At 61.6% G+C, this 25,473-nt stretch carries 21 protein-coding genes; 8 read left to right on the plus strand and 13 right to left on the minus strand.

The features are described 5' to 3' along the window. Positions 1–120: 120 nt before the first annotated feature. The 3 genes from AB0O81_RS12555 to AB0O81_RS12565 all read right to left on the minus strand — a co-directional run bounded on the left by AB0O81_RS12555 (position 121) and on the right by AB0O81_RS12565 (position 3,397). Positions 121–1,071, minus strand: a complete 951-nt coding sequence (locus tag AB0O81_RS12555) for a carbohydrate ABC transporter permease (protein ID WP_363584762.1) — start codon at positions 1,069–1,071, stop codon at positions 121–123. Beyond that, complete coding sequence (locus AB0O81_RS12560) at positions 1,058–1,870, minus strand: sugar ABC transporter permease (protein ID WP_363584764.1); 813 nt, start codon at positions 1,868–1,870, stop codon at positions 1,058–1,060. Before AB0O81_RS12560 ends, AB0O81_RS12555 begins: the two co-directional genes overlap by 14 nt. Positions 1,871–2,029: 159 nt before the next feature. Further along, positions 2,030–3,397 (minus strand): carbohydrate ABC transporter substrate-binding protein, encoded by a 1,368-nt coding sequence (locus AB0O81_RS12565; protein WP_363584766.1) that lies wholly within the window; start codon positions 3,395–3,397, stop codon positions 2,030–2,032. 199 nt (positions 3,398–3,596) lie between these two features. Here AB0O81_RS12565 and AB0O81_RS12570 point away from each other — a divergent pair, with 199 nt between their 5' ends. From AB0O81_RS12570 to dacB, 4 genes are all read left to right on the plus strand, one after another. Next, complete coding sequence (locus AB0O81_RS12570; RefSeq protein WP_363584768.1) at positions 3,597–5,324, plus strand: acyl-CoA dehydrogenase; 1,728 nt, start codon at positions 3,597–3,599, stop codon at positions 5,322–5,324. Between the two features lie 42 nt (positions 5,325–5,366). After that, positions 5,367–6,290, plus strand: coding sequence for an aldose 1-epimerase family protein (locus AB0O81_RS12575; RefSeq protein WP_363584770.1), 924 nt, complete (start codon positions 5,367–5,369; stop codon positions 6,288–6,290). 93 nt (positions 6,291–6,383) lie between these two features. Then, a complete protein-coding gene (locus AB0O81_RS12580) occupies positions 6,384–8,072 on the plus strand; it encodes a DUF389 domain-containing protein (protein WP_363584772.1) in 1,689 nt (562 codons plus the stop codon). A gap of 43 nt (positions 8,073–8,115) precedes the next feature. After that, the gene (gene dacB / locus AB0O81_RS12585; protein WP_363584774.1) at positions 8,116–9,672 is read left to right on the plus strand and encodes a D-alanyl-D-alanine carboxypeptidase/D-alanyl-D-alanine-endopeptidase; all 1,557 of its coding nucleotides are present in this window, start codon (positions 8,116–8,118) and stop codon (positions 9,670–9,672) included. 9 nt (positions 9,673–9,681) lie between these two features. Here dacB and AB0O81_RS12590 read toward each other — a convergent pair whose 3' ends face one another. The 3 genes from AB0O81_RS12590 to AB0O81_RS12600 all read right to left on the minus strand — a co-directional run bounded on the left by AB0O81_RS12590 (position 9,682) and on the right by AB0O81_RS12600 (position 13,338). After that, positions 9,682–10,902, minus strand: a complete 1,221-nt coding sequence (locus AB0O81_RS12590) for a sigma-70 family RNA polymerase sigma factor (protein ID WP_363584776.1) — start codon at positions 10,900–10,902, stop codon at positions 9,682–9,684. Positions 10,903–10,907: 5 nt separating this feature from the next. Continuing rightward, complete coding sequence (locus AB0O81_RS12595; RefSeq protein WP_363584778.1) at positions 10,908–11,267, minus strand: YciI family protein; 360 nt, start codon at positions 11,265–11,267, stop codon at positions 10,908–10,910. Positions 11,268–11,373: 106 nt separating this feature from the next. Beyond that, positions 11,374–13,338, minus strand: a complete 1,965-nt coding sequence (locus AB0O81_RS12600; RefSeq protein WP_363584780.1) for an amidase — start codon at positions 13,336–13,338, stop codon at positions 11,374–11,376. Between the two features lie 145 nt (positions 13,339–13,483). On the opposite strand from AB0O81_RS12600, the gene AB0O81_RS12605 reads away from it, so the two are divergent. Together AB0O81_RS12605 and AB0O81_RS12610 are read left to right on the plus strand one after the other, a co-directional pair. Then, positions 13,484–14,428 (plus strand): hypothetical protein, encoded by a 945-nt coding sequence (locus tag AB0O81_RS12605; RefSeq protein ID WP_363584782.1) that lies wholly within the window; start codon positions 13,484–13,486, stop codon positions 14,426–14,428. A gap of 31 nt (positions 14,429–14,459) precedes the next feature. Next, positions 14,460–14,951: a nucleoside deaminase gene (locus AB0O81_RS12610; protein WP_363584784.1), complete on the plus strand. Its 492-nt coding sequence runs from the start codon at positions 14,460–14,462 to the stop codon at positions 14,949–14,951. Here the strand turns inward: AB0O81_RS12610 and AB0O81_RS12615 are convergent. From AB0O81_RS12615 to AB0O81_RS12645, 7 genes are all read right to left on the minus strand, one after another. Beyond that, positions 14,937–15,716, minus strand: coding sequence for an alpha/beta hydrolase (locus tag AB0O81_RS12615; protein ID WP_363584786.1), 780 nt, complete (start codon positions 15,714–15,716; stop codon positions 14,937–14,939). The two genes, AB0O81_RS12610 and AB0O81_RS12615, sit on opposite strands and share 15 nt — an antisense overlap. 66 nt (positions 15,717–15,782) lie before the next feature. Further along, on the minus strand, positions 15,783–16,709 hold the full coding sequence (locus tag AB0O81_RS12620) for a DMT family transporter (protein WP_363584788.1): 927 nt from the start codon (positions 16,707–16,709) through the stop codon (positions 15,783–15,785). 432 nt (positions 16,710–17,141) lie between these two features. Then, complete coding sequence (locus AB0O81_RS12625) at positions 17,142–18,653, minus strand: arylsulfatase (protein ID WP_363584790.1); 1,512 nt, start codon at positions 18,651–18,653, stop codon at positions 17,142–17,144. Between the two features lie 93 nt (positions 18,654–18,746). Continuing rightward, the gene (locus AB0O81_RS12630) at positions 18,747–19,586 is read right to left on the minus strand and encodes a carbohydrate ABC transporter permease (RefSeq protein WP_363584792.1); all 840 of its coding nucleotides are present in this window, start codon (positions 19,584–19,586) and stop codon (positions 18,747–18,749) included. After that, positions 19,570–20,448: a sugar ABC transporter permease gene (locus AB0O81_RS12635; protein WP_363584794.1), complete on the minus strand. Its 879-nt coding sequence runs from the start codon at positions 20,446–20,448 to the stop codon at positions 19,570–19,572. Before AB0O81_RS12635 ends, AB0O81_RS12630 begins: the two co-directional genes overlap by 17 nt. 95 nt (positions 20,449–20,543) lie before the next feature. Beyond that, positions 20,544–21,875: an extracellular solute-binding protein gene (locus AB0O81_RS12640; protein ID WP_363584796.1), complete on the minus strand. Its 1,332-nt coding sequence runs from the start codon at positions 21,873–21,875 to the stop codon at positions 20,544–20,546. Positions 21,876–21,927: 52 nt separating this feature from the next. Continuing rightward, positions 21,928–22,929, minus strand: coding sequence for a LacI family DNA-binding transcriptional regulator (locus AB0O81_RS12645; RefSeq protein WP_363584798.1), 1,002 nt, complete (start codon positions 22,927–22,929; stop codon positions 21,928–21,930). Positions 22,930–23,017: 88 nt separating this feature from the next. Between AB0O81_RS12645 and AB0O81_RS12650 the strand changes: the two genes are divergently transcribed. Together AB0O81_RS12650 and AB0O81_RS12655 are read left to right on the plus strand one after the other, a co-directional pair. After that, on the plus strand, positions 23,018–24,376 hold the full coding sequence (locus AB0O81_RS12650; RefSeq protein ID WP_363584800.1) for an alpha-L-fucosidase: 1,359 nt from the start codon (positions 23,018–23,020) through the stop codon (positions 24,374–24,376). Beyond that, entirely contained in the window at positions 24,373–25,464 is a 1,092-nt protein-coding gene (locus AB0O81_RS12655; protein ID WP_363584802.1) for an enolase C-terminal domain-like protein, read from the plus strand. Before AB0O81_RS12650 ends, AB0O81_RS12655 begins: the two co-directional genes overlap by 4 nt. Positions 25,465–25,473 lie beyond the last annotated feature (9 nt).

The raw sequence follows: 25,473 nt of genomic DNA on the forward strand, positions 1-25,473 counted from the left end.
TCGCACCGCAAAGATGCCCCGATCCGTGCGGATCGGGGCATCTTTCGTTAACGCTCCCACCACGCAGAACGTCCCCGTGCAATGCATACACGGGGACGTTCTGGCTGGTGACAAACGCGACTATTCCTTGGTGCCACCCGCCGTGAGACCACTCACGAGGAACCGCTGCGAGAACAAGAAGATGATCAGCACCGGAGCCACCGAGAGAATCGTGGCCAAGGCAAGCACCGGCAACGAAATCGTGACCGATCCAGAAGTCGTCGGATTGAACAACGGCACGTTCGAGAGCAACTCCGCCAACCCGACCTGAATAGGCGACTTTCTTCCCGGCACCATAACGAAAGGCAGGAAGTAGTTGTTCCAGTTCGCCACAAGGCTGAAGAAGCCCACGAGGGCGATCACCGGGGTGGCCAGTGGCATTGCAATCTTCGTGAAGACGCGGAACTCACCTGCGCCGTCGATGCGCGCAGCATTGAGCAAGTCTTGCGAGACCGCCGTGGAGAAATAGATGTACGTCAGATAGACACCGAACGGATAGAACGAGAACGGCAAGATCACCGACCATGCGGTGCCGACCAGGCCCACAGCGCTGAGCTCAAGGAAGATCGGCAGCACCAGGGCGGTGTTGGGGATCAGCATCACGATCAGCGTTGTCATGAGAAGAAGCTTGCGTCCCCGGAACTCCACCATGGCAAGGGCATATCCGGCGGGGATGCTCACCAGAAGCGTGATGACAAGAGCGACACCCGAATACAGCGTGGCATTGCCAAGCCACACCCAAACGATGCCGTTCTGGAACGCCATCAGTTCGCCCCAGTTGGTGAACAGTGTGTCGAAGCCCCCGAAGCTGAACGGGTTGTCGAGCAAGAGCTCGCGAGCCGTCTTGGTCGGGGCGAGCATCAGCCACACCATGGGAATCACGAAGAAGAGCAGGAAGACACCGATGATGCTCCAGGCGAGCACTCTTCCGAGCCAACGGCCAGGACTCGGCCGTTCGGTCTCAACATCTCGCGCGCCGTAGCGCTTGGACTTTCCGTTCTTGGGCCGGGTGATCAATTCAGTCGCGCTCAAAGAGTCCCCCTCGGAAGACGAACAGGGCGGAGAGCCCTGCAGCGACCAGAAGCAACAGGAGCGAGATCGCGGCTGACCCGTTGAAGTCGTTTTGGCGGAAGGCAAAGAGGTATGCCAATTGGTTCAAGGAATAGTCCTGGGGCACGACGCCCTTGGATGCCTGTGACAACACCCGCGGCTCGACGAAGAGCTGCGTTCCGGCTGCCAGCGACATCACGACCATGTACGAAATCCACTTTCGCATCAACGGAATCTGGATGTACCATGCGGTGCCGATCGGGCCGGCGCCATCGATTCGGGCAGCTTCCATCACTTCAACTGGGATGTTGTTGAGTGCGCCGTACATGATGATGATCCAGCCACCGGCGCCAGTCCAGAATGCGATGAGGGTGAAGATAACGGGAAGATTGTCGAGCGAGACGGTCTGCACGAATGTCTCAAGGCCGAACAGATGAAGCAACCCAGCAACCGGGCTGACATTCGGGTCAAGCAGAAACAACCAGAGCATCACGCTAGACGCACCGGCGAGTGCTCCGGGGATGTAGAACAAGAAGCGGACTGACGATGACGTCCATCGCACTCGAATTGCATGTACGAGCAATGCGAGCAGGACGACGAAAATTGTCAGCGAGATCAACCACGCGATGACGAACAGCGCCACGTGTTGCACGGCGGGCCAAAAGCGGTAGTCGCCGAAGACCTTGACGAAGTTGTCGAATCCGACAAACGCGCCGTCCTTGGTGAACGCGAGGAATACTGCGTACACCGCCGGTGCGATGCCAAATGCAAGCAGCAACACCGTGTAGCCGCCAGAGAAGGCGTATCCGATGCGGGCTTGACTGCGGTCAGGGGCTTTTCGGCGGCGGCCGACCCGCCGGCGGTCCTCTCTTTCGAGAGGTCCGCCGGCAAGTCCCGCTGCCTGCGTGGTGGTAGTGATGGTGTTACCTATCGGTGTGAACTACTTGGTGGTGTAGCCCTGGACCTGGGCTTCGTTGAGGATCTGCTGGTGCCACTCGGGAACGATGTCTGCGATCGTCTTGCCCTCGGCAAGCGCGGGAACCACAATGGCCGCGTACGCGGTCTCGGCGCTGAAGCTCGGGAAGCCCCAGCCACTCCACACGCTGGACGCTGCCGTCTGCATGGCTGACTTGAAGTCGCCCACGAAGTAGCCGCTCTCGGCCTGCGTGTCGAGCCACGATGACGCAGCCGAGTCATATGCCGGCAGGCCAGAAGCGAGCGTCACAGCCTCGTCTGAAGCAGTTGCGAACTCGAGGAACTGCGCAACGGCGTCGAGGTTCTCAGAGTGGCTGGAGGCATACCAGACGCCCCCGCCGACGTTACCCGTCACCTGGTCTTCGCCTTCCCAGTACAGCGGGTCAGCAGCACCGATGGTTCCGGTAGGCGCGTTCACGTTGTCGGGGTTCTGGAAGATGGCCCCGGCGTACCATGCCGGTCCGGGGATCGCGACGATCTTGTCGGCGTAGTTCTCCACGAAGGTCGAGCTGAAGATGCTGTCCTGCACCAGCGTGCCATTGGCCGACATGCGGTCAAGCATGTCAGTCATGGCAACGGAGTGCTCGTCGTCGAAGTCCGACGAGAACTCTTCCCCGTCGAGCTGGAAGATCGGAGCCTGCGCTCCCCAGTAGTAGACGTAGGTTCCGACGAACGAGTCGCCGATCGAGCCGAGGATATAGTCGGGGTGATCTGCCGCGAGCATCTCTCCGAGTTCTTCGTAGTCCTCCCACGTTTCGGGGATGTCGTAGCCAAACTCATCGAGCAGCGTCTCGTTGTACCAGAGCACGACGGGCGCCAAGTCGTTGCGCAGACCGTAAACCGTGTCGTCGACCGTCATCGGGTCGAGCGCGCCGTCAGTGAAGCCACTCAAGAAGTCATCGCTCATGTATCCCTTGTTAAGAGGAGCGGCAAATGCCTGGGTGCCGTTCGTTTCTTTCGCTGCCCACGATGCGTCGTTGGTCTGTGACGAGAACACGACATCGGGCCAGCCTTCGCCAGACTGGTCGAACAGAGCGATCTTGGTCTGGAACGAACCTGAACCACCGGCATTGCCATCGTAGGTTTCAATGCTGACCGGAACGTCTGGGTTGGCCTCGACGAATGCGTTGGCGATCGGCTCACGGGCCGCGTCGACCCATACGGTGATTGTACTGTCGGCGACCTGTTCGGCCGTGGTGAACCCATACTCCGAGTCCACGCTCGAATCGCCAGCGTCGCCGGATGACGAACAGCCGGCGAGGGCAGCTACGGCAACCAATGCGGTGGCGGTGGTGAGAGTTCGGGTGAGCGGGCGGCGGTGCTGTACAGCCATTGCGCGAGCCTTTCTGGGTCGGCTTCCTTGACGACGTGCCACCGAACTCGGTGGCAACAGGTTTCATTAGATCATACATGTGACCTATGAGCAATGATCGGAAAGGTGGGCGACGCCTCCGCAGCTCTCGCCAGCTCTTGGATTGACACTGCGTCTCGCTTACAATAAAACTCAGTCCCAGCCGTTCGAAGGAGATCCCATGGCCGACGCATCACCGTACACACCTCCGGTCGAGGACTATTCCTTCTTGTTCGCAGACGCATTCGGCGTGGATCTGATTGAACGCGCGACCGGTGGCGCACTGACGGCTGAAGACGCGACCGACATCATTGCGGGCGCGGGCGACTTCGCCGCATCTGTCATTGCACCGCTGCAGACGCTCGGGGACGCATCCGGTGCGCGACTAGAGAACGGCCAGGTGACACTGCCAGACGGCTTCGCGGCTGCCTACCGCGCTTTTGTTGACGCAGGCTGGGTCAGCGCAGAAGCGCCAGAGTCTGCTGGTGGCGACGGACTACCCGGGGCAGTGCGTGCCGGACTCGGCGAAATCTGGAATGCTTCAAACGCCGCGTTCGCGCTGTGCTGGCTGCTTTCTCAAGGTCAGATCCATGCTCTGGATGCGGCCGCCTCCCCCGAGATTCGCAAGATCTTCCTCGCCAAGCTGGTATCGGGCGAGTGGACCGGCACGATGAACCTCACCGAGCCTGAGGCAGGAACTGACCTCGGTGCCATTCGCTCGATCGCGTCACCGAACGATGATGGCAGCTGGGCAATCCGCGGACAGAAGATCTTCATCACCTGGGGTGACCACGACATCGCAGAGAACATCGTGCACCTCGTTCTCGCTCGCACCCCGGGCGCGCCCGACGGCGCGAAAGGTCTCTCACTCTTCGTAGCCCCGAAGTTTCTTGTGAACGACGACGGTTCACTCGGCGAGCGCAACGCGATCACGACGGTCGCCATTGAACACAAACTTGGCATCCACGCCAGCCCCACGTGCGTGCTCGCGTACGAAGACGCGACCGGCTACCTCGTCGGAGAGATCGGCGGCGGACTTGCAGGCATGTTCGTCATGATGAACTCAGCGCGGGCAGGAATGGGCTTTCAGGCCACCGGCATCGCCGATCGCGCGTATCAGCAAGCGCACACCTACGCGGCGGAACGCTTGCAAGGCCGGGCACTCGATCGACCCGCAGGCGCGCCGATCGCCGAGCACCCCGACGTGCGGCGTCTGCTGCTATCGATGTCGACCAAAATCTTCGCCATGCGCGCACTCGGCGTCTACGTTGGCGATCTTCTTGACCGCGGCGAAACCGACCCTGCCGCATCCACTCTCGGCGACTTCTTCGTTCCGATCCTCAAGGGGTGGACGACGGAAGACGCGCAGCAGGTGACCAGCGAAGCAGTCCAGGTGTTCGGCGGAATGGGCTTCATCGAAGAGACCGGCGCCGCTCAGCACTACCGCGATGTGCGCATCACCACTATTTATGAGGGCACGACCGCGATCCAGTCGAACGACCTGGTCGGTCGCAAAGTGATCCGAGACAACGGTGCTGCCGCCGGTGAGCTGTTCAACAGGATTGATGAGACGGTCACGACATTGCGTTCGCTGGATCACCCGACCGCCTCACGCACCGCCGAGCGACTCGACCGCGCCGTGGCCGCATCGCGTCGTGCCACCGCTGATCTCTTGGGCTTCGCGGATTCACCGCGCGATGCCTACGGCGTCAGCGTGCCGTACTTGATGCTTCTCGGCACCCTCTCGGGAGGGTGGATGCACGGCCTCGCGGTTGCCGCGGTACTTAAGAGTGCCGAACCGTCAGCGTCAGATGCGCCGCGACTGGTCGCCGCAGACTTCTATGGCTCGCACCACCTGCCGCGCGTGTACGCGTTGGCCGAAACCGTGGCAGGAGGCGAAATCGTCTAAGAAGCGCGGCACACCCGTCGCCGATCTTCTATGCTGACGGGCGTGAGCTCCCCCACTGGTGAACAGTTTCTCCTCGACGACGGCAACGTCCGTGTCGAGATCGGCGCGCTAGCCGCGGTGTTGCGAGAAGTGCGGGTCGGGGGTGTGCGGATCACCGAAACGGTACCCGCGCACACTCTGCCTTCGCACGGTTGCGGCATCGTGCTGGCGCCTTGGCCCAACCGGGTCAAAGATGCTCGTTGGATGCTCAACGGCAACGTACAGCAACTAGACATCACCGACGTCGCGAGGGCCAGCGCCATACACGGTTTGCTCCGCAACACGGCTTACACCGTGCGCGAGCGCACCGACCGCTCGCTCACCCTTGGTGCCACTGTCTTCCCGCAGCACGGCTGGCCGTTCACACTCGACACGTGGGTCACGTACGCGCTCGAGCACGATGGCATCTCCGTGACCCACGGCGCGACCAATCAGGGCGCGGCGAGCGCGCCCTGGGCGGTGGGCGCGCACCCGTATTTTCGCGTCGGCGAGAACACAGCCGACGAAATGACAGTTCGGATCGCCGGCGAGACGCGCTTGGAGCTTGACGATCGATTGAACCCGGTTGCCGAGCACTCCGTGGCTGGCACGCAGTTCGACCTTCGCTCGCCGCAATCGCTCGCCGGTGCCGATTTCAACGTGGGATTCGGGCAACTAAGCAACCGCGAAGCGCGTCAAGAAGTGGCGTGGCTCGAGGCCTCCGACGGCGCGGCAACTTCGATTTGGGCAGACCCTGCCTTCGGCTGGCTGCAGCTGTTCACCCCCGCTGACTTTCCTGGCGCAGAAGGTCCACACCGAGCCGTTGCGCTTGAGCCGATGACTGCACCGCCCGATGCGTTGAATTCCGGTATCGACCTGCGGTGGCTCGATAGCGGCGAAAGCTTCGAATGCTCCTGGGGGGCTCGATATCGCGGACCGCAGCGGTGAGCTGAGAGTTCTGGCCTCGTCGCGGCGGCAAGACTGGGCATGACTGGCCGCGCGGGGTGGCTATGCTGGGCGCTGGAATGAGGTGAGCGCCGCGTGGACGTCGACGACAACAGCAACTCAGTTTTCACGCGCAGAAACCCACAGGTCTCAGTGCAACTTCGCAAGCTCGTTGCGGCGATGTCGAACACTGTCGCCCTTCGTGGACTCGCAGCACTAGTCGCGGGAACCGCAGTGTTGTTGCTGCCAACGGCCACCACTGCGCTGGTCACGCTCATGCTGATCGCATTTCTTGCCTTCAGCGGCGTCACGGATCTCTTTTACGCGGTCACAGGTCGCCGCTGGTACGGGCGGCGCCTCAACCGATGGCTTGCCGTGCTACGCGGTTTCGCCGCGACGCTCATCGCAACGGTGCTGGGCTTTCTGGTGTGGGCGGGCACAACAGAGCTCACGCTGACGGTCGCCGTCAGCCTTGCCGGTATCTATCTCGGCATCCGTGGTCTGATGTCGGTGATCTCTGCTTTTCTCAATCGGCGCACCAAAGATCCACTCCCGCGTGCGGCAGGCGGATCGCTTGCCATCATCGTTGGCGTGCTCGCGGCCTTCGTGCCTGCCTCACTCGTATCGACGCTCATCATCACTGTGGCGACCGCTTGTCTCGTCGTCGGTTTGATCCTCGTGTCGTGGAGCCTGCGTTACAACGTGCAGGGCTCGAAACTCGACCCGTCCGCTGCGTCGATTCCCGAGTTGATTTGGGACTGGATTGAAGGCTCCGATCTCGGCCGCAAAGAGCGTGCAGTGCAGGCGGGGACGCTCTATCTAGAGCAACCGCAACGACTGACCAAAATGGGCACCTGGTGGATCATGTTGGTGCTCTCTGTCGCGATTGCGACCTTCGCGGTGCTTGCCGACTCGACGGCCGTCATCATTGGCGCGATGTTGGTCGCGCCACTCATGACGCCGATTCTCGGGCTCGCAGGCGCGCTGGTGAACGGCTGGGGCCGCAGAGCTTTCGAGTCCGCAAGCCTGGTTGTGCTTGGCGCATTGGTGGCTATCGCGCTCGCGTACGGCATCGCCGCATGGGCGCCTGTCGCAATCGCCTACTCAACGAACTCGCAGATCGTATCTCGTGTGTCACCGAACCTCATTGATATGTTGATCGCGCTCGCTGCTGGTGCTGCGGGCGCATTCGCGACGGTAAACGCCCGCGTCGCAAGCGGCATTGCGGGTGTCGCCATCGCCGTCGCGCTCGTGCCGCCGCTCGCCGTCGTAGGCGTATGCCTGTATGGCGGGCGTTTCGAAGATGCTGGTGGCGCCAGTCTGCTGTTTCTCACCAACTTCGTCGCCATCGTTCTCGCGGCGGCGGCGGTTTTTGTGCTCACCGGATTCGCGCGACCATACGCCCTGCGCAATCGCCCACGCCAGCTGATCAAGACAATGGGCCCGTTCGTCGCTCTCGCCGGCATCATCTTGTTGCCTCTCATGCTGACCTCTGAGGGCCTACTGCAGAGCCAGACCCGAGAACGTGACGCCCAGAACACGGTGGAAGACTGGCTCGGCGTCGACACCGAATTCGTCATCAGCGCGGTTGACGTGTCGGGCAATGACGTTGATGTGACGATTACCGGCCCGGGCGACCCGCCCTCGGCGAACGATCTGTACGACGCGTTGCAGAAAGACTTCGTCGAGCCCATCACTCTCGAACTCACTGTCGTTCCCGTCGAGATCACCATCATCCCAACGCCTACCCCCACAGCAACCTCGACCCCCACACCAAGCAGCTAATCGCGCGACGGGTGCAGCACGCGCAATCTTCTAAGCTCGAAGCATGAAGCGAACTGCCGCAGTTGCCGCCGCAACGGGAATCTTGCTGGTTGCAGGATGCGCGGCGAGCCCGGCGGAAACACCGCAAGGGAGCGATCTTCCCGATTCGATTCTCTCCATCATGGAACAGCCCATGTATGAGGAGGGCGTTTGGGGTCTCTCGGTCGTTGACGTAGAGACCGGCGAGGTCATGCTCACGCTCAATCCTGACGAGAAGTTTCTCACCGGCTCTACTGCCAAAATCCTCTCTGTTACCGCGGCCCTTGAGGTTCTCGGAGCTGACGCGACCTTCACCACCCCAGTCGTCGCCGTCGGAGAAGTTGCTGACGGCACCTTGCACGGTGACCTGGTGCTGCGTGGCTCAGGCGATCTGACTCTCGGCGGTCGCACGATGGCAGACGGCACGATCGAGGTGCCAATATTCGACCACTATGACGCCAATGCCCTCCCCGGGCTTGCGACGCTCACCACCCAAGACCCGCTCGCGGGGTTGAACGACCTCGCGCAGCAAGTGGTCGCGGCTGGCATCGATCGTGTTGACGGCGAGGTGCTAGTCGATGACCGACTTTGGGATCCGGTCATCGTCGATGATGTTCCGATCTCTCCCATCGTCGTCAACGACAATCTCGTCGATATCGTCCTCGCGCCGGGCCCCGCCGTCGGTGACGCCGCCACGCTCGAGTGGCTGCCACAGACCGCTGCCTACGAAGTTGAGACAACGGTGACTACCGGCAGCGCCGACAGCGGGATCGACATCACGATCGCTGAAGATCCTGAAGGAACACTTGTTGCCTCCGGTTCAGTGCCGCTGGGCGCAGAACCGGTGGTGCAGACGTTCCAGGTCGCAGACCCCGCACTATGGGCGCGAACGTTGTTCATTGAAGCGCTCGAACGTGCCGGAGTAGAGGTGGCTGCCGACGCAGTCACAGCGAGCGCGGCATCCCTCCCAGACGCGGTGGTGCTCGATGCCGCGACACCCATTGCCGAATTCACTTCGCCGCCGTTCTCTGAAACCGCTCGGCTCATCAACAAGGTGAGCCATAACTTAGGCGCCAACCAGTTGCCGCTGCTGTTGGCAGTAGATGCGGGCGAGCGCACACTCGAAGCGGGCTTGGCTATCGAATTGGGAGTACTCGAAGCGGCAGGGATCGACCCCGCCGATGTTGATCTCACCGATGGCCAGGGACTAGAGGGCAACCGGATCACGCCGGCTGCGATGGCAGCATACCTGCGTCACTTGACCACTACTCCCACATTCCAGACGTTCTACGACTCGACTCCTATCCTCGGAGTCGATGGATCGCTGGCCACAGTTCTGCCAGAAGACGACCCGGCAATCGGAATGGCTCACGCCAAGACCGGAACTCTGGTCGCCGGGGGAACAACCTCTGCGTTTGTCTTGGAAACGAAAGCCCTCGCTGGCTTCGTCGAGACCGCCACGGGGCGCAACCTCGCGTTCGCGGTCTTCGTCAACGACGTTCCGGTCGATGACATCTCGGCAATCTTCCAGGCCAACAATGACCTCGGCGCGATTGCGTCTCAGCTTTACCAGCTGTACTAGCTCAGCCGTTCACATCGTCGCGGCGAGTGCCTTAGAAGCGACGCGTGCAATCGCTCGTCGCTCGGCATCGCTGTCGCAGAGCTCGAGCGCGCGGTCGAACGCGAAGCGTGCTTGGTCGAGGCGCCCGGCGTTCGCGAGCATGTCAGCGCGGGCAAGGTGAAAGTAGTGGTAGCTCTCGAGCGCGTCCGCGATCGGCTCTAGCAATCGCAAGCCGGCGTCGGGCCCGTCAGCGAAAGACGCTGCGACCGCCCCGTTCAGCTCGACGATCGGTGACGGCTCCACGCGGGCGAGCACCGCATACAACCGCTGAATGGTCGACCAGTCTGTGTCGCCGAATGTGGGCGCGGTCGCATGCGCTGCGGCGATGGCCGCCTGCAGCTGGTACGTTCCCACGCGGCGCTGTTGCAATGCGCACCCCAGCAGCCGGCGACCGTTCTCGATCGCACGCGCATCCCACAGCGCACGATTCTGTTCACTGAGCAACACCACCTCACCTGCCTCGTCGATGCGGGCCGGACGACGCGCCTCGGTGAATGCAAGCAGCGCCGCAAGGCCCCACGTTTCAGGCTCATCAGGAAGCAGATCGCACATACACGAGGCCAGCCAGCGTGCCTCTTCGCAGAGATCTCCGCGGATCAGCTGTTCGGCGGGCGCCGCGTGCCCCTGGGTGAAGATCACGTACACAACCTTCAGCACATCATGCAGTGAGTCGCTCAGGCGCTCTCGATCGGGAATTTCGAACGGCACCCGAGTGGCCGCGATCTTCTTTTTCGCGCGAACAAGTCGCTTCGCCATCGTCGCCTCAGGAATCAAGAAGGCCCGGGCGATGGATGCTGTGGGCAACCCGACCACATAGCGCAAGGTGAGCGCGACGCGCGCTGACTCGTCGAGCGCACGGTGGCAGCATCCAAAAACCATCGCGAGCAGGTCGTCATCGATCGCGCCCCTGTCGCGTTGAGGCCTTGAGATGATCGCGCGCACATCGTCTTCACGCTGCGCCCAGCGAACATCACGTCTGACCTGATCGATAGCCCAACGCCGCGCGACCGTGAGCAGCCACGCCCCCGGAGTATCGGGAATGCCGTCCGCTTCCCATCGCTCAGAAGCTTGCAAAAACGCTTGTTGCGCGGCGTCTTCTGCGAAGTCGAGATCGCCGAGGTCAGCTCGCAGTGTCGCGACAAGACGCGGCCACTGCGCACCGAAGACCTCGGCGATCTCGGCGTGCGCCATGGGTGCTACTGCATCGCCGACACGTCGAACACAGGGCGGATCTCGACTGAACCGTAGCCCACATTCGGGATTTTCTCGGCCCACGCGATGGCAGCGTCGACATCGGCGACGTCGAGTACGTAGAAGCCTCCGAGGTACTCCTTGGTCTCGGCGAACGGTCCGTCGGTGACCACTGTCTTGCCATCACGAACGCGAACCGTTGTCGCGGTCTCGATCGGGTGAAGAGCCTCACCGGCGACGAAGACACCTGCGTCTTTGACCATCTCGTCGAATGCGAACCATTCCCCCATCTCGGCGGCCTCTTCGGGGGTGCCGGGCTGCGGACCAACGTCAGGAGCGCTGGTGAGTAGAAGCATGTACTGCATGGTCTGTCCTCTCGATCTGGGAGCCGCTCATTTGCGACCCCTCATTTAAGCGACGAACACCAGTCGACCACATGGACACTTCATGCACATCATTTTTTCGTGCCTACTACGCCGGTAGCGGGGCGAGGCTGAGCTCCGCGGCGGTGTGGGCACGCTTAACGAGCACGAGCACCTCATCGAACAGACGCGCGCGCGATCGCGAAACGTTGCCTGCATACACTCCAGGCTCACCATCCACGCTGCGAAGGATGTGCCCGTCTGCCCATACCTGTGTGTCGGCGTCGCCCGACGATACGCGAACGACCACACGCCACGACCGGTCGGCCGCGGTGACCTCGACCGAGTGAGAGGCATCTGCCGCTTCACGCGCATCGGTGCCCACGCCAACTGGGGTGATCTGATTGCCCGGCAAGGTGGGAGTGAGGAACGCTGCCACACGCCGGTGGCTGGCCTGCTCGTACGCACGCGCAAAGTCGATCAACCGATCGTCGCTGTAGGCCGGACCAGCGAAGGTGAGGCCGACAGGCATCTGAGTGTCGGCCATGCACCCCATGGGCACGGTGACAGTGGGAATACCCAAGTGGCGGATCACGCGATTGCCATTGGCATATACGACACCGTTTCGCGTGGCTGCTTCCATGCTCTCTGCACGAGCGAAGAGGTCGGCGCGGCCGACATCACCGGCGGCGGGGAACACAATCGCATCAAGGTTGAGCGTCAGCATCCACTCTTCAAGATCTTCTTTTCGCGCTTGTTCGAGCCCGCGAAGCAGCTGGTCAAGTCCAGGCACGTCATCGTAAGAGCGAGGAAGCCCTTGTTTCACCAGCTCAGCCAACCGCTGCCAGTCAAATCCTCCGCGCGCACGCGTGATCCACACGGGCAACGGTGCGGTATCGATCGGAAAGACGGTGTCGCCGTCGACATCGGCCCATGTGTTCAGGTCGGGGTCGTTGTTGACCCGCAAGAATTCGTCCAAAGCCATCGCGGTGATCGTGCCGCCCTCGATCGCTCGCCATGTGGGCGGCACCAGTTCGCGGGCAACCAGACCATCAGCGCTTGGTCGATCTTCTTCATAGTTCGACACCGCAGGAAAGTCGACCTCAATCACTTCGGCACCGAGCGCCCGCAGATCGGCGGCCGCGCGGTCCCAGAGCAGTCGCACGCTGTCTCTGATGGCGGGCGGCTCGAGTGGTTCGAGGTCTTCACCGACAAACAGCTTCGGAACGCCGATGCGCAATCCATCCAGCCGCGCGGGCCGTGGGCGAGCAAGCGGGCGCGGCAGCACTTCGGCCGGTGACGGCAACGCGACCGTGTTCTGCAAACGCCAGAAGTCCCCGGTCGGGTCGTCGTCGTCGACGGCAAGCACCTCGAGCAGAGCAACAAGGTCATCGATTGTTCGGGTGTGCGGGACGACGACATCGCAGGTCGGCCGCAACGGCCAGTTGCCGCGAATTGAGATGACGCCGCGCGAAGGCGTGTAGGCGACCAGCGCGTTGTTTGAGGCCGGCGCGCGACCCGACGAGACGGTTTCTTCGGCCATGCCGAACGCACACATGCTGGCGGCCGTTGCGGTGCCCGAACCGTTTGAAGATCCCGAGCCGTACGCCGCAGTGATGTAGTCGGGGTTGTACGGACTGCGCGCGTAGTCGTACACACCCGGCTGTATGCCACCGGCTGCCATCGGCGGCATATTCGTTTTGCCCAACAAGACCGCGCCAGCGGCGCGCAGCAACGCCACGCTCGCTGCATCTTCGGTCGCGACAACGTCGGCGAGCGCTGGACTGCCCGATGCCACCGTCATGCCCTTCACCTTGTAGCTGTCTTTCACCGTGAAGGGAATCCCCTCGAGCGGGCCCGCATCTCCTTCAGTTCGACGGCGATCCGATGCGGCCGCTTCGTGCAGACAGTAGGGGTTGAGCACCGCGATCGCGTGTAGGCACAGCCCGGTGCGGTCGTAATAGGCGATGCGATTCAAATACGCGCACACCAGGTCAATGCTCGTCAGCTCGCCCGCGTCAAGCGCTTCCCGCATCTCGTCGATGCTCATCTCGACGACGTCAAAAGCATTCATGACCGCAGTCTGCCAGGTTGGCGTTGCTGGCTCGTAACGTACGCGGTGGTTCACAACGCTTCGGATGCGGCCGATATCTTATGGCAAGAACCAAGAACTGAGCGATCGCCCCAAAAGTCTCTCCAAAAGGCCTACGCTCCCGAATATGGGATCGCATATCGAAGAGTCAGAGTTGCGAGATTTCATCGCGTACACCGAGAACAAGGTGTCGCCCAAAGCGGTCGCAAATCTCTATGGTCGTGCCGAAATGCTCGCCAAGATGCCGATGCGCGTACAGCGATGGATCGTGGCTCACGCCAAAGGCGACGAGTACATGGGGTTCATCGTCGATCCCTACTGCTTCTTCTTGGCCTATGAGATCACCGATGCGGCTGTTGCAAGCCGGATGCTGCCCTCGGGCTATCAACTCGTTCCCACCGCGATGTTCGCCGATGAGACACCCCGCTATTGCGCGATCGTCGGAGCGTTCAACGTGCGTACCTCGGTGTTCGGCGGCGCTCGTGTCGAGCTCTACGTGATCGCCGAGAATGTCAGCACCGGAATGCTGACGTGGGTCATCTGCGACTATGAATCCAACACGATCAACTATGACCCTGGTGAGGGCTTCTCAGCAGCAACCACCAGCCAAGCAGTGATCACCACTTCGCATCGCGGTGATGTCATCATCGACGTGCGAAGCAAGGAGCGATCGAACAGCCTTGCTGTCACCGCGGCTGTTCCCGCCGGCACAATGCAGCCACTTGATCAACGCCTGTGGGTCGATGGCAACCTGTCTGTCGACTACGGAGGCCGGCTGATGCACGAGGGATCTGAGGCGTTCGGGCTGGTCTTCGATCCCGGCGAGATGGCCCAGGCGCTTCGCGTACCCCTCGACGCGGTGACCGTAGAGCTCAATACCTTTGGTGCCGACTTCATGGCGAACGAGCCGTTCGAGTCGGCGTGTTTTCCGTACGCCCAACACTTCGTCACCACGAGCTACCCGCAGTCGAGCCCGATCCACGATCAGCACGCGTTGGAAGAGGCCGTGCGCTCGCATTTGGCCAATGGGCAGTCATCCGCGGCAAAACCGCGCGCCAGTTCTGCTCAGTAAGCTGGCTTCCCTGCGAAAGGGAACGTCAACTATGAGCACAGCAACCGCCCCATCAGCGAACGATATTTCTCACCTGCGCACGGCTATCAAGATCGCGAACGAGTCGGTCGCGGCGGGAAATCACCCGTTCGGCGCTGTGCTCGCCGACCCCGAGGGCGCCGTGGTGCTCAGCGCACAGAACTCCGTCGTAACCGAACGCGATGTCACGTGTCATGCCGAGACGAATCTGGTGCGCCTTGCGATGCGCGAGTACGGCCCCGAGCAACTGAGCGACTTCACCCTCTACACCAGCTGCGAACCGTGCGCCATGTGCGCCGGAGCCATCTACTGGTCCGGGATCGGACGCGTGGTGTTCGCACTCGGTGAGACCACGCTCTATGAGCTCACCGGCATCAATCCAGACAACCCCACACTCGCGGTGCCGTCACGGGTGGTGTTCGGCGGGGGGCAGCGCGACACCGAGGTCGTGGGCCCCGCTATCGAAGACGAAGCTGCCGTCGCGCACGAATCATTCTGGCGCTGACGTCGTAGCGAACTCTTTCACTTTGGCGACGAACCGCTCCGGCTCGACGAGGTGAGGGTAGTGGCCCTGCTGCCACACTTCGTACTTCGAGCTCGGAATTGTCTCGGCCAGCCACGCATAGTATCCCTCGCCAGGGTCGATGCCCACGATGAAGAGATAGGGCACGTCCGAGGGGAATGCGGTCAATTGCTTCACCGTCTCGGCCAACTCTTCAGGCGTCTGCTGCAGCATCGGCGCCCACGCACCGAGCACCACCTCACGACGCGGCGTGCGCAGCCGAGAGACGCGCTTGTTCTCATCGCGCGGCAGTACGCCGCGCATCGAACGGAACACGCTGCTTACAAGAACGGGGAACAGCGGGCTTTTGAGCAGCGGCTCGAGCGACTTCACTTTCTTCTGCATGTCGCCCAGCGCGAGGGCCTGGTCGATGTTGATCACCCCGACGGTCGGAAACAGCGCGCCGTAGGCGGTGGCGATAATGCCGCCCATTGAGTGCCCGATCACCAACGGCACTACCCCGGGCCGAACCGCCTCGGCGGTTGCGTGCACATCTGCGGCCAAAGTGCGCGGGTCGTATGGCGCTTGAAGCGGCGAGTCACCGTGGCCGCGCACATCAACGCGCAGTACTTCGAAGTCGTCGGTGAGGTCAATCGGATCCCATGCTTCTTTGCGCTCGGTGATGCCGTGAATCAACACCACCAGCGGGCCTGATCCTTTTAGGTCGTGTGCAAGCGTGATCGGGGTGGAGCCAGCAACATCAGTCATGGTGCCAATCTAGGGCTGCGACGACGTCAAGTGGTAACCGTCGCAAGGGCCGTCAAGCGCGCGATATCACCCCTGCACTGCGAACGCAGTCAGCTCTACTGGTTCTTGTTCTGCCCGTGACAGCATGATCACACCCGCTGCAGCGATCGCGCCGCCAATGGCAAACGCTAGGAACGCCCATGGGGGCGCGGTGCTCGCCTCGCCGAGAACGGCCATACCCATGGCGACAGCAACCGCGGGATCAACCACGGTCAGTCCCGCGAGCACAACATCCGGTCGATTGGTCACATGAGAGCGCTGAACGAAGAAAATCGATAGCGCACCGGCAACCCCGATCCCGACGAGACATGAAATCGTCAGCACATTGGTGCTGTCGACGATGAAGTCATGCGTTCTCAATGCTGTTTGGATGCGCAGGATCACGGTTTTGCCGAGAGTGGCCACGAACGCCGAAAACACGCCGCCTAGCAGCACCCACATGATGGGCGGTGTGGCCCTGCGGCGATCAACGATGAGAAAGATTGCCGCCACCGCGAGCACACCGCCCAAGACGACCAGCACCTCGATGAGTTCCACATCGGTCACGGCTCGTTGAGTGCTCACGAGCGCCGCCACTGTGACGAAGATGGCCACCCCGATCACGCATACCGCAATCGCTAAAAGCACCTGTTTGGTGGGGCGTTTCTTGAGCACAAGCGCAGAGATGAGTACGGCGAAGATGAGCGCTGTCACGCCAAGAGGCTGCACGACCATCAGCGGCGCAAAAACTAATGCGCCCATCTGCAGCAGAATCGCGCACCCAAGCAGCAAAGCGCCAAGCAACCACACACGGTTGCGCATAAGCGACATCGCGGGCAGGCCTGACCTTGCCGATGCCGACCTGCTACGTGACGCTTGCACGCCACGCGACTGCAGAAGGTTTCCGGCCGAAAGCACGGCTGCTGAGACCAGCGCGAGGGCGATCCCGATCATCGGAAAAGACTCGGCGGTCATATGAAACTCACTCCCTAGCTCTATGTCTCGTTTCCGCGCCTCAATCGCACACTGAGTTCAGAGGCATCGAGCTCATCAAGGACATATCCGATGGCGGTGGTGCTGTACTGCCCCGTCTTCGAAATCTGGTGCGGCCGCTGGCGCATGTATACGAGCCTAGCGAGGCGTGCCTTCGAGTCTGGGTCATCAGCGGTCAGCGGTCAGCGGTCAGCGGTCAGCGGTCAGCGGTCAGCGGTCAGCGGATCGATGCTCGCCGGTGCGAGCTCCGTGAATACGTCAGCAAAGAGTGGCGTGCGATCTGAGCGACAGATCCCGCCGCCAAAACATCGGGCCTTCCCACGATGAGTTCGCGTAGCCCAACACTGGTGCCGTCAGCTCACGTTCGCGGGCAGACAGACCGCTTCTGAGCTTCTGGGCAACTCCCGCGGCAGTTCATTGGCTTCTGACGGTGCTGGGAGCGACGTCGCAGGGGAAGCCGGTCTCGGCATGATCTGTGATCTCACAAAGCACCTGATGCGCCTGCGCTGCGATGTCGGGGCGCAGCGCCCACAAGTCGGTAGTCTCGCCAGGATCAGACTCAAGGTCGTAGATCCGGCCGAACGGCGCATCAGCGGAGTAGATGGTGCCATCTTCGCGGGCGCCCGCAGAAAAGCCTCGGCCCGACTCGGTGCAAAAGTTCACCTTGTACTGTTCCAGCCGCAATCCGAATACGCCCCCCATACTGTGGTGCACCACGGGCAGGCCGCGCGGGCGAGGGAGGGGACTATCGAGCCGAGCAAGGATGTCAACCGCATCTTCTGCGGCCCCCTCGGTTGGCGATAGCCCGGCTGCTGCCAGAATCGTCGGGAAAATGTCGGAGAGACAGATCAGGTCGTCGCGCACCTGACCAGCTTTCAAGGCAGCTGGCCAACGAACGATGAGCGGTTCGCGGTGCCCGCCGTCCCAGATGTCGCCCTTCTGTCCCCGATACGGGCCGTTGGGGCGGTGGTGTTCTGTGTCGCCATCCGCGGGATAGACCATCGGTGCACCATTGTCGCTGGTGATGAGCACGATGGTGTCGTCGGCGATCCCGAGGTCAGCGAGGGTGTCGTCGATTTGACCCACCATCCAATCCACCAGGCACACCGAGTCTCCCCGTAGCCCAGCCTGTGACATCCCATGGAACTGCTCGGGCGGCACACAAGGACGATGTGGTGCCGCGGTCGAGAGGAAGAGGAAGAACGGCTCCTCCTCGTTCGCTCGCTCTTTCATCCATTCCACTGCCTCCGACGTGAATCGGAGGTCTGCTTCGTCATCCCGCCAGCCATCGACCTTGAGCCCAGGATCCTGACCCTGAATGTAGATGTCCCGCGGCAAGGTGGGCAGCCCCACCGTGCGGTCTTGCGATACGAAGGCCGAGGGTGGCATATCCAGCGAGCCTGCGATTCCGAAAAATCGATCGAAGCCGAGGTCACAGGGGCCACCGGCAAAGGGCTGGGAGTAGTCGATGTCACCAGCAGGATACTGCTCAGGGTGATGGAGAAGATCGACTTGAGCGTCGTCGCCAAAGGCCGTGATTCGGGTTCCATCCTTGCGGGTCCAGTCCAGGCCGAGGTGCCACTTGCCGAAAAACCCTGTGGCATAGCCGTTGGCGCTCAGTTCCGAAGCGACAGTACGACGATTGCCCTCGATGATCGCTGGAGCGTGGCTATGCAGCACATGCTGTTTGAGCGGGCTACGCCACGCGTATCGACCGGTCATTATCGAGTAGCGACTGGGCGAGCACACCGCCGAAGATGAATGCGCATCGGTGAATCGCACACCGTCCTGCGCCATAGCGTCCATACGCGGAGTGGGTATTGCGCTGGCGCCGTAGCAACCGAGATCCCCCCAGCCCATATCGTCGGCGAGAATGAGAACGATATTGGGCCGTGCGTTCCGCGGTGACTCAATACGTTCGACCATTTGATCAATCCTTGCTTCATCCATACGCTCCTCCTAAAAGTCGCAGTTGTCCGAACGGAGGAACGTTCTTCTGAGTTGGCTGCAGTGCCCTGACTATTCTTTGAGACCGCCCGACGCCATTCCCTTCGTGACGAATCGGAAGGCGAAGATGATGATGATGAGAGCCGGAATGCCCAGCAGCACAAGTGCCGCGAAGTACTGCGACGACTCGAGAGGCGTCGGGGCGAAAGCGCTCTTGATTACCTGAACTGCCTGCGCTGCCGTAGCGAGTTCGGGCGCGCGGAGGATGAACGACGGAAAAAGGAAGTCCTGAAGCGACCACATCACACTCAACGCCGCGAGATTGGCAAGTGGTCCGCGCGTCAGCGGAAGTGCAACGTGCCAGAAGATGTGGAAGTGATTGGCCCGGTCTATAACAGCAGCCTCGACGATCTCCTTGGGAATGTCGCCCATGCGGTTGCGCAACAGTAGAACAGCAAACGGCAGCGTCAGCACCGCTTCGGGCATTGCTACGCCTATGTACGTATTGAACATGCTCAGCGTCCCGGTGATGAAGTAGACCGGCACCAGCATTGACGTGGCCGGCACCGCGAGGAAGAGGAGCACGCCGTAATACATCGGCTCCCGCCCCCGGAAGTCGATCGTCGAGAACGCATACGCTGCGAGCGCACCGATCGAACACACGAAGAACGCGTGCATCACGGCGATGATGGCACTGTTGAGGAACGTCTGCGGAATCGAGATCCCATTCAGATCGCGAGTGAGTACCGACCAATAATTGCCGATTCCCCCCACCGCCACAGACAGTTGCACCGCATTGATCAGTGGCGCCAAGAAGGCGGCAGCGAACACAACGAGAAATCCATAGATCAGGATGCGATCGACCCGCCGGGTGCGGAGCGGAAGGCGATCTTCATCAACCTTGGTTGCCATGCGCGTCTATCCTCCTTCGGATGACGATCTGAATGATCGAGATGATTAGCGCGATCAGGAGCACGATGATCGCTGCGGCTGCGGCAAATCCCACTCGGTCCAAGCCGAGAGTCGCCTTATAGACATAGGTGCCCGTGATGTCGGTACGCCCGCCTGGCTGTCCGCCGGTGGAGAAGTAGATGATGTCGAACGCGCGGAAAATACCGAGGAGCACCGAAAGCATGACGGTGATATGCGTCGACTTCAGAAGCGGCCACAGCATGATGCGGTAGATCTGCCACACAGACGCGCCGTCCAAGGTCGCCGACTCTATGAGGGATCCATTCACCTGAGAGACATCGGTGGTGTAGTACATGATCGGCAACCCGATCGTGAAGACGAAGAGCACCAGCACTCCGATGTATGCCGAGGTCGGATCTCCGAGCCAATCCTGCGCGAGGAACCCGAGGCCGATGGCGCGAAGCCCCTCGTTGATGGCCCCGTCGCGCGTTTCCAGCATCCGCCCGAACACTGTCGCGAATAGGGCCATCGGAATCAGCGAGGGGAGGAGGAAGACCGCATAGAACCATTGCCGGGCACGGACACCAGACGCCATCATCATCGCCAAGATGAAACCGAGCGTGAGCGCGACGAAGACGCTGAAGAGCCCGAATGCGACCGTATTGATGATCGAACGCAGGAACGAGGGATCAGTGAGCACCAGCTCGAAATTCTGGAAGCCCACGTCGACAGCGTTCTGAAACGTCAGTCCGACGCGCTGAGTGCTGACGACACCCAACACGGCAAAGCCGTAGACGAAGTAGATCGCGTAGAAGGCGAGCAAAGGAGCGAGGAACGCGACTGCGAACCACGGGCCACGCATCGGCGAGCGCCGGCCCGCGCGGCGCGGGGGCCGGCGTGTACCGCGCCGACCCCCGCGCTCGCCCGTGACGATAGCCCGGGTAGTGAGACTTTCTGTCACTGGTCTGAACCGTGCGGGTAGCGGCCCGAAGTCCACTCTTCTTGCATGTACGCGGCGGCCTCTTCAGCAGTCTGCTCCCCGCGCAGCACGTCGAGAATCGCGTTGCCCTCGACTGCGTTGAGAAAGTCCTGCTGGCTGGTGCGCTCCGACGTCGGATCGCCGATGACCGCAGCTGCCGCGGCGAAGCCTTCCTGAGCTGCAGCAGTCTGGAGCACGTCGTCAGGCAGCTGGTAACCGTTCAGGCTGGGAACGAGCACTAGGTCCTTCGCCCATACATCAACACCAGCACCAACGACCATGAACTCGATGAAGAGGCTAGCGGCCTCAACGTTGGACGACGACGCAGGGATCGCGAGCCCACCCTCCGCCAGTGCACGAACAGCCGGCGAGCCACCGTCGACCAGCGGAAGCGGCGCTGCGCCGACATCCTCAAGGTCAATACCGGCGGTTTCGCGGTAGTCCGCAGACAAGAGCGAGTTCTGCCATGAGCCATCGATGTAGAACGCTGCCTCGCCGGCCGCGAAGATCTCATTTGGTCGCGTTCCAGTGAGGCTCAGCACGTCAGTACTGACGATTCCGTCGTCGAAGATCGACTTGTAGGCATTCAGTCCGTCAATCATCGCCTCCTGGTCCCAGGCGCCGTCACCGCCGAAGATGTCATCCGACAGGCCGGGCGAGTTCTGCTCCGCGAAGCCGAAGAGCATTTCCTCCTGCCAGTACGTTTCCCCCTGGAAAACGACCGGGTTGACGTCGGGGAACTGCGCCTGGATGGAATCAACCGCGCTCTTCCACTCGGCCGACGTGGTCGGAACCTCGACCCCCGCCTCGTCAAGCATCGCTGCGTTGTAGTACATGATCGGGCTGCCGATCGAGCCCATGGGCACCGAGTAAAGCACCCCATCGTCAGCGATGCCTGCTGTCTGTGCGAGCATCGACTCGTTGACATCCTGGATCCAGTCGCCCTCCCAGTCTTCGACCGGAAGCATGAAGTCCTTGACGGCGTTGGTCATGGCCGAGACCTGCACGCCAGCCACGTCGATGTCTTCTCCGGCGCTCAGCGCGAGCGACAGCTGCTTCGCGTAGTCAGCGGCTTCGAAGACCCGCAGGTTGACGGTGATGTTGGGATTCTCAGCCTCGAAAGCCTCGATGGCCGCGTTGAGTGTGGCCTCCGGCGGGAACCACGTCCAGTAGTTGATCGTTGCGTCCTCGCCGGTCGCTTGCTCCACCTCCTCGGCTCCGCCGACGCCGCCACTTGAGCCACATCCGGCCAGAAGAACGGCCGTGGCGAAAACCGCGCCAGCCGCAAAGAGTTTCTTCCGCGTGTTCATTGCTATTCCTTTCACTACATTGTGATGTGATCGCGCTTCGGTTGAAGGCGACCTAGGAGGGCCCATACGGTGCTGTTGATCGATGGACTTCGAAGATTGTGGGAAGGATCTCATCGCGGCCCGCGCCGCTATAGCGCTGCAGAATTCGATCCAGAAGAAAATGAGTCGCGACGGTCGCCATCTCTGCGATCGGCTGAACGACTCCGGTGAAGAATGGGTCGAGAACCGTGTCGGTGCGTGCGTTGTCGAATGTCACGATCGACAGATCCTCAGGAATGCTGAGCCCGAGCTCGCGTGCGGCCTCGGCAGCGCCAAGCGCAATGAAGTTGCTCGCAGTAACCAACGCCGTCGGGCGGTTCTCGCTCCGAAGCACACCGAGGGCCATTTCATAGCCCGACTCAGGTGTGAAGTGTCCATACTCGACCGGTGCGCTGTAGCCGCGGGCAGCCATCGCTTCTTCGAATCCCTCCGCGCGCTCTCGGGCAGTGACGATAGCGCGATCGCCGCTGAGCATCGCTACCCGTCGGTGGCCCAGGTCCAGTACGTAATCGGTCAGCTCTCGCGCCGCAAGGTGCGTATCGCATCGCACCACATCCACGTCGTTTTCCGGCATCGGGTAGTCAAGAACCGTAACCGGAAGTTTCTGCCCCTGCACGAAGTTGACGGACTCGGGGGTGTTATAGACCGGCGACAGGATGATGCCGTCAACACGGCGTTCGATAAGGGCTCGCAGTTGCTGCAGCTCTTCTTCGGAGTCGGACTCGGTGTGCCCGAAAATGACGGTATAGCCATTTTCGCGGGCCGCGCGAGTGACTCCACGAATCTGCTGAATAGCAAACGGGTTGGTGATGTCACTGACGATCAGGCCCAACGCCATGGTGCGCTTCTTGCGCAATCCCTGACCGAGCATGTTCGGCACGTACTTCAACGCGGCGATCGACTCTTCGACGCGCTGACGCGTTTCAGGAGACACTGAGTCCGGCTGATTCAACACACGCGACACAGTCATGGGAGCGACCGACGCGTGGTTTGCCACGTCACGAATTGTCGTCATGTCTCCTCCTCGAGCGTTGACTGGTCCGCTTGCCACCGGTGGGTGGTACGCGTAACATCGTGCTTGATGGTACGCATACCATTCATGATTGCGCAACACCCTCGTGAACAAAGGAGTTCTCATTTCTATAACGTCGCCTGCGGCGCCCCCACACGCATCCTTGGACTGGTTCTCACGCGCTGGTTTCGGAATATTCATTCATTTCGGGCATGCGGCTAGCCGCGGCTGGGAGCTGTCTTGGCAGATGACCGGCGGCGTCGAGGGGCAGCATCCGCCCCGGCCCGGCGTGCCAGTCGAGGAGTACTTCGACAACGCGTACGCGTTCGATCCCGCCAGTTTCGATGCGGTTCAGTGGGCCGACGCGATTGCCAATTCGGGCGCCACATATGCCGTGTTCACATCGAAACACCACGACGGATTTTCGATGTTTGACACCGCGCACAGCGACTACTCGATCACGCGCGCCAGCCCGTTTGGCCGCGACCTGATGCGTGAATTGCTTGACGCATTGCGTGAACGCGGTATCAGAACTGGTGTCTACTTCTCGTTGCCCGACTGGCACCATCCGCTCTACCCCGCCGTGACAGAAGAAACGATCACTCGGCCCTACGAATTGGGCAGCTATGTGCGCACAGATGCCGAACAGTGGGCGCAATATCGTGCGTTCATGTTGGCGCAGCTCACCGAAATCCTTACCGAATACGGCCAGATAGATCTGCTGTGGTTCGACGGTGAGTTCGAGCACACTGCCGCGGAGTGGGACTACGCCGGCATCCGCGAGCATGTCCGCGCACTCCAGCCAGATTGCGTGGTGAACGACAGGTGCGTGGGATTCGGCGACTACACGACCGTAGAACAACGCGTTCCGACCGAAATTCCGAACCGGCAGTGGGAAGCATCCATCACCATGAACGATTCATGGGGCTGGAGCGCTGACGATCATCACTGGAAGAGCACCGCCACGCTGCTGGGCATCCTGGCCGAGGTCGTCGCGGCGGGAGGAAACCTCCTGCTCAATGTTGGCCCCACCGGGGAAGGGTTGTTCCCTGGTGAAGCAACCGAGCGATTGGAGCAGATCGGAGAGTGGACCAGTCGGAATCGCGAAGCAATGAGTGGCATCTCACGCGCGTCAGCGCCCATCCACGCCCCGTTGCCAATCGGGGTTAAGGCTTCAGCGGATATCGAGCGCATCTTCGTCTATTGCACTCTGCGTCCGCACGATACCGTGATGATTGCGGGGCTGCCCGTCTCCCGCATTCTGGGTGTTTCCGTGCTCGGCACGGACATCTCGCTCGCGCACACCGGCGCCGCATGGCTGTCAGAGGTGCACGCTGGTGTCAGCGATCCGCTCGGAGACTTGGAGATCACCATTCCTCAAGAAGTAGCAGACTCACTCGTTCCGGTTCTCGAAATCACCGTCCGCACCATCAGCGAGGTTCAACGATGAAGATCACAAGTGTCGAGGTATGGACTGTTCAGGTGCCGGGAGCCGACCCCCCGTACTCATGGCGAACGGGCCTTCAAGGGAGTCCGCCAACTGGCGACCGGGCCGTGCTGCGCATCGGCACCGACGAGGGCGTGACCGGTGTGGCGCTTGCGCCTCGCCCTGGCAGCCCCGCAATGCTCACCGACATCGTTGCTCGGCTGTTGCGAGACGAACTAGTCGGGCAGGATCCGTTGCAACGTGAGTGGCTTTGGCATCGCATGTGGGAGCTCGATCGTTTGGACGAGTTTCCGCTGCCGCTGTTGGGAATCGTCGATATCGCACTCTGGGATCTGGCCGGGCGCCACGCCAATCTGCCCACGTGGCAGCTATTGGGCGGCTTCCGCACCGAGATTCCGGCATACGCATCGACCTCAACGTTCCGCACCACGGAAGAGTTTCTCGACGTCGCAGATCAGTGCATCGACCTCGGCTATCGCGCAATCAAACTGCACGCGTGGGGTGACGCGAGAGCTGACGCGGCGCTATGCATTGCGCTGCGCGAGCATGTTGGGCCAGACCTTCCCCTGATGTACGACGGGTCGGCAGGATTCGACCTGCCGGACGCAATCTTCGTCGGCGAAGCTCTCGCAGATGCCTCCTATACCTGGTACGAAGAGCCGATGCGGGAATTCAGCGTCAGCGCCTACGCCTCGCTGGCACGCTCGGTGAGAGTGCCGTTGCTGGTTGCCGAGACGTCTGATGGAGCACACATGAACTCCGCCGATTTTATCCGCGCGGGAGCGGCAACTTTCGGAGTCAGAGCGAGCACGGGACTTCGGGGTGGAATCACCGGCTCGATGCGCACAGCGCACCTCGCCGACGCATTTCGCGTGCGCGCCGAGGTTCACGGCGGCGACATTCCCAACCACCACCTGTGCATGGCCATCTCGAACACGACCTACTACGAGTCGCTTGTCACATCAGTCGCCGTGCGACGCGAAGCCTGCGTCACCTCCGACGGACTCGTGCTCGCGCCAACCGGTCCTGGGATTTCTTTGCCGTCGCACATCGGGGTGCCCGCCGCTCTCAGCGAGTACGTCCAGAGCTAAGCCGCCCGA

It is taken from the genome of Microbacterium sp. NPDC076911 (assembly GCF_040687125.1).
Taxonomy (GTDB): domain Bacteria; phylum Actinomycetota; class Actinomycetes; order Actinomycetales; family Microbacteriaceae; genus Microbacterium.

Excerpts from the sequence above, each read along its gene's own strand:
- AB0O81_RS12565 (WP_363584766.1), bottom strand. The coding sequence starts at position 3,397 with ATGGCTGTACAGCACCGCCGCCCGCTCACCCGAACTCTCACCACCGCC.
- AB0O81_RS12570 (WP_363584768.1), top strand. The coding sequence starts at position 3,597 with ATGGCCGACGCATCACCGTACACACCTCCGGTCGAGGACTATTCCTTC.
- dacB (WP_363584774.1), top strand. The coding sequence starts at position 8,116 with ATGAAGCGAACTGCCGCAGTTGCCGCCGCAACGGGAATCTTGCTGGTT.
- AB0O81_RS12590 (WP_363584776.1), bottom strand. The coding sequence starts at position 10,902 with ATGGCGCACGCCGAGATCGCCGAGGTCTTCGGTGCGCAGTGGCCGCGT.
- AB0O81_RS12595 (WP_363584778.1), bottom strand. The coding sequence starts at position 11,267 with ATGCAGTACATGCTTCTACTCACCAGCGCTCCTGACGTTGGTCCGCAG.
- AB0O81_RS12600 (WP_363584780.1), bottom strand. The coding sequence starts at position 13,338 with ATGAATGCTTTTGACGTCGTCGAGATGAGCATCGACGAGATGCGGGAA.
- AB0O81_RS12605 (WP_363584782.1), top strand. The coding sequence starts at position 13,484 with ATGGGATCGCATATCGAAGAGTCAGAGTTGCGAGATTTCATCGCGTAC.
- AB0O81_RS12610 (WP_363584784.1), top strand. The coding sequence starts at position 14,460 with ATGAGCACAGCAACCGCCCCATCAGCGAACGATATTTCTCACCTGCGC.
- AB0O81_RS12615 (WP_363584786.1), bottom strand. The coding sequence starts at position 15,716 with ATGACTGATGTTGCTGGCTCCACCCCGATCACGCTTGCACACGACCTA.
- AB0O81_RS12620 (WP_363584788.1), bottom strand. The coding sequence starts at position 16,709 with ATGACCGCCGAGTCTTTTCCGATGATCGGGATCGCCCTCGCGCTGGTC.
- AB0O81_RS12625 (WP_363584790.1), bottom strand. The coding sequence starts at position 18,653 with ATGGTCGAACGTATTGAGTCACCGCGGAACGCACGGCCCAATATCGTT.
- AB0O81_RS12630 (WP_363584792.1), bottom strand. The coding sequence starts at position 19,586 with ATGGCAACCAAGGTTGATGAAGATCGCCTTCCGCTCCGCACCCGGCGG.
- AB0O81_RS12635 (WP_363584794.1), bottom strand. The coding sequence starts at position 20,448 with ATGCGTGGCCCGTGGTTCGCAGTCGCGTTCCTCGCTCCTTTGCTCGCC.
- AB0O81_RS12640 (WP_363584796.1), bottom strand. The coding sequence starts at position 21,875 with ATGAACACGCGGAAGAAACTCTTTGCGGCTGGCGCGGTTTTCGCCACG.
- AB0O81_RS12645 (WP_363584798.1), bottom strand. The coding sequence starts at position 22,929 with ATGACGACAATTCGTGACGTGGCAAACCACGCGTCGGTCGCTCCCATG.
- AB0O81_RS12655 (WP_363584802.1), top strand. The coding sequence starts at position 24,373 with ATGAAGATCACAAGTGTCGAGGTATGGACTGTTCAGGTGCCGGGAGCC.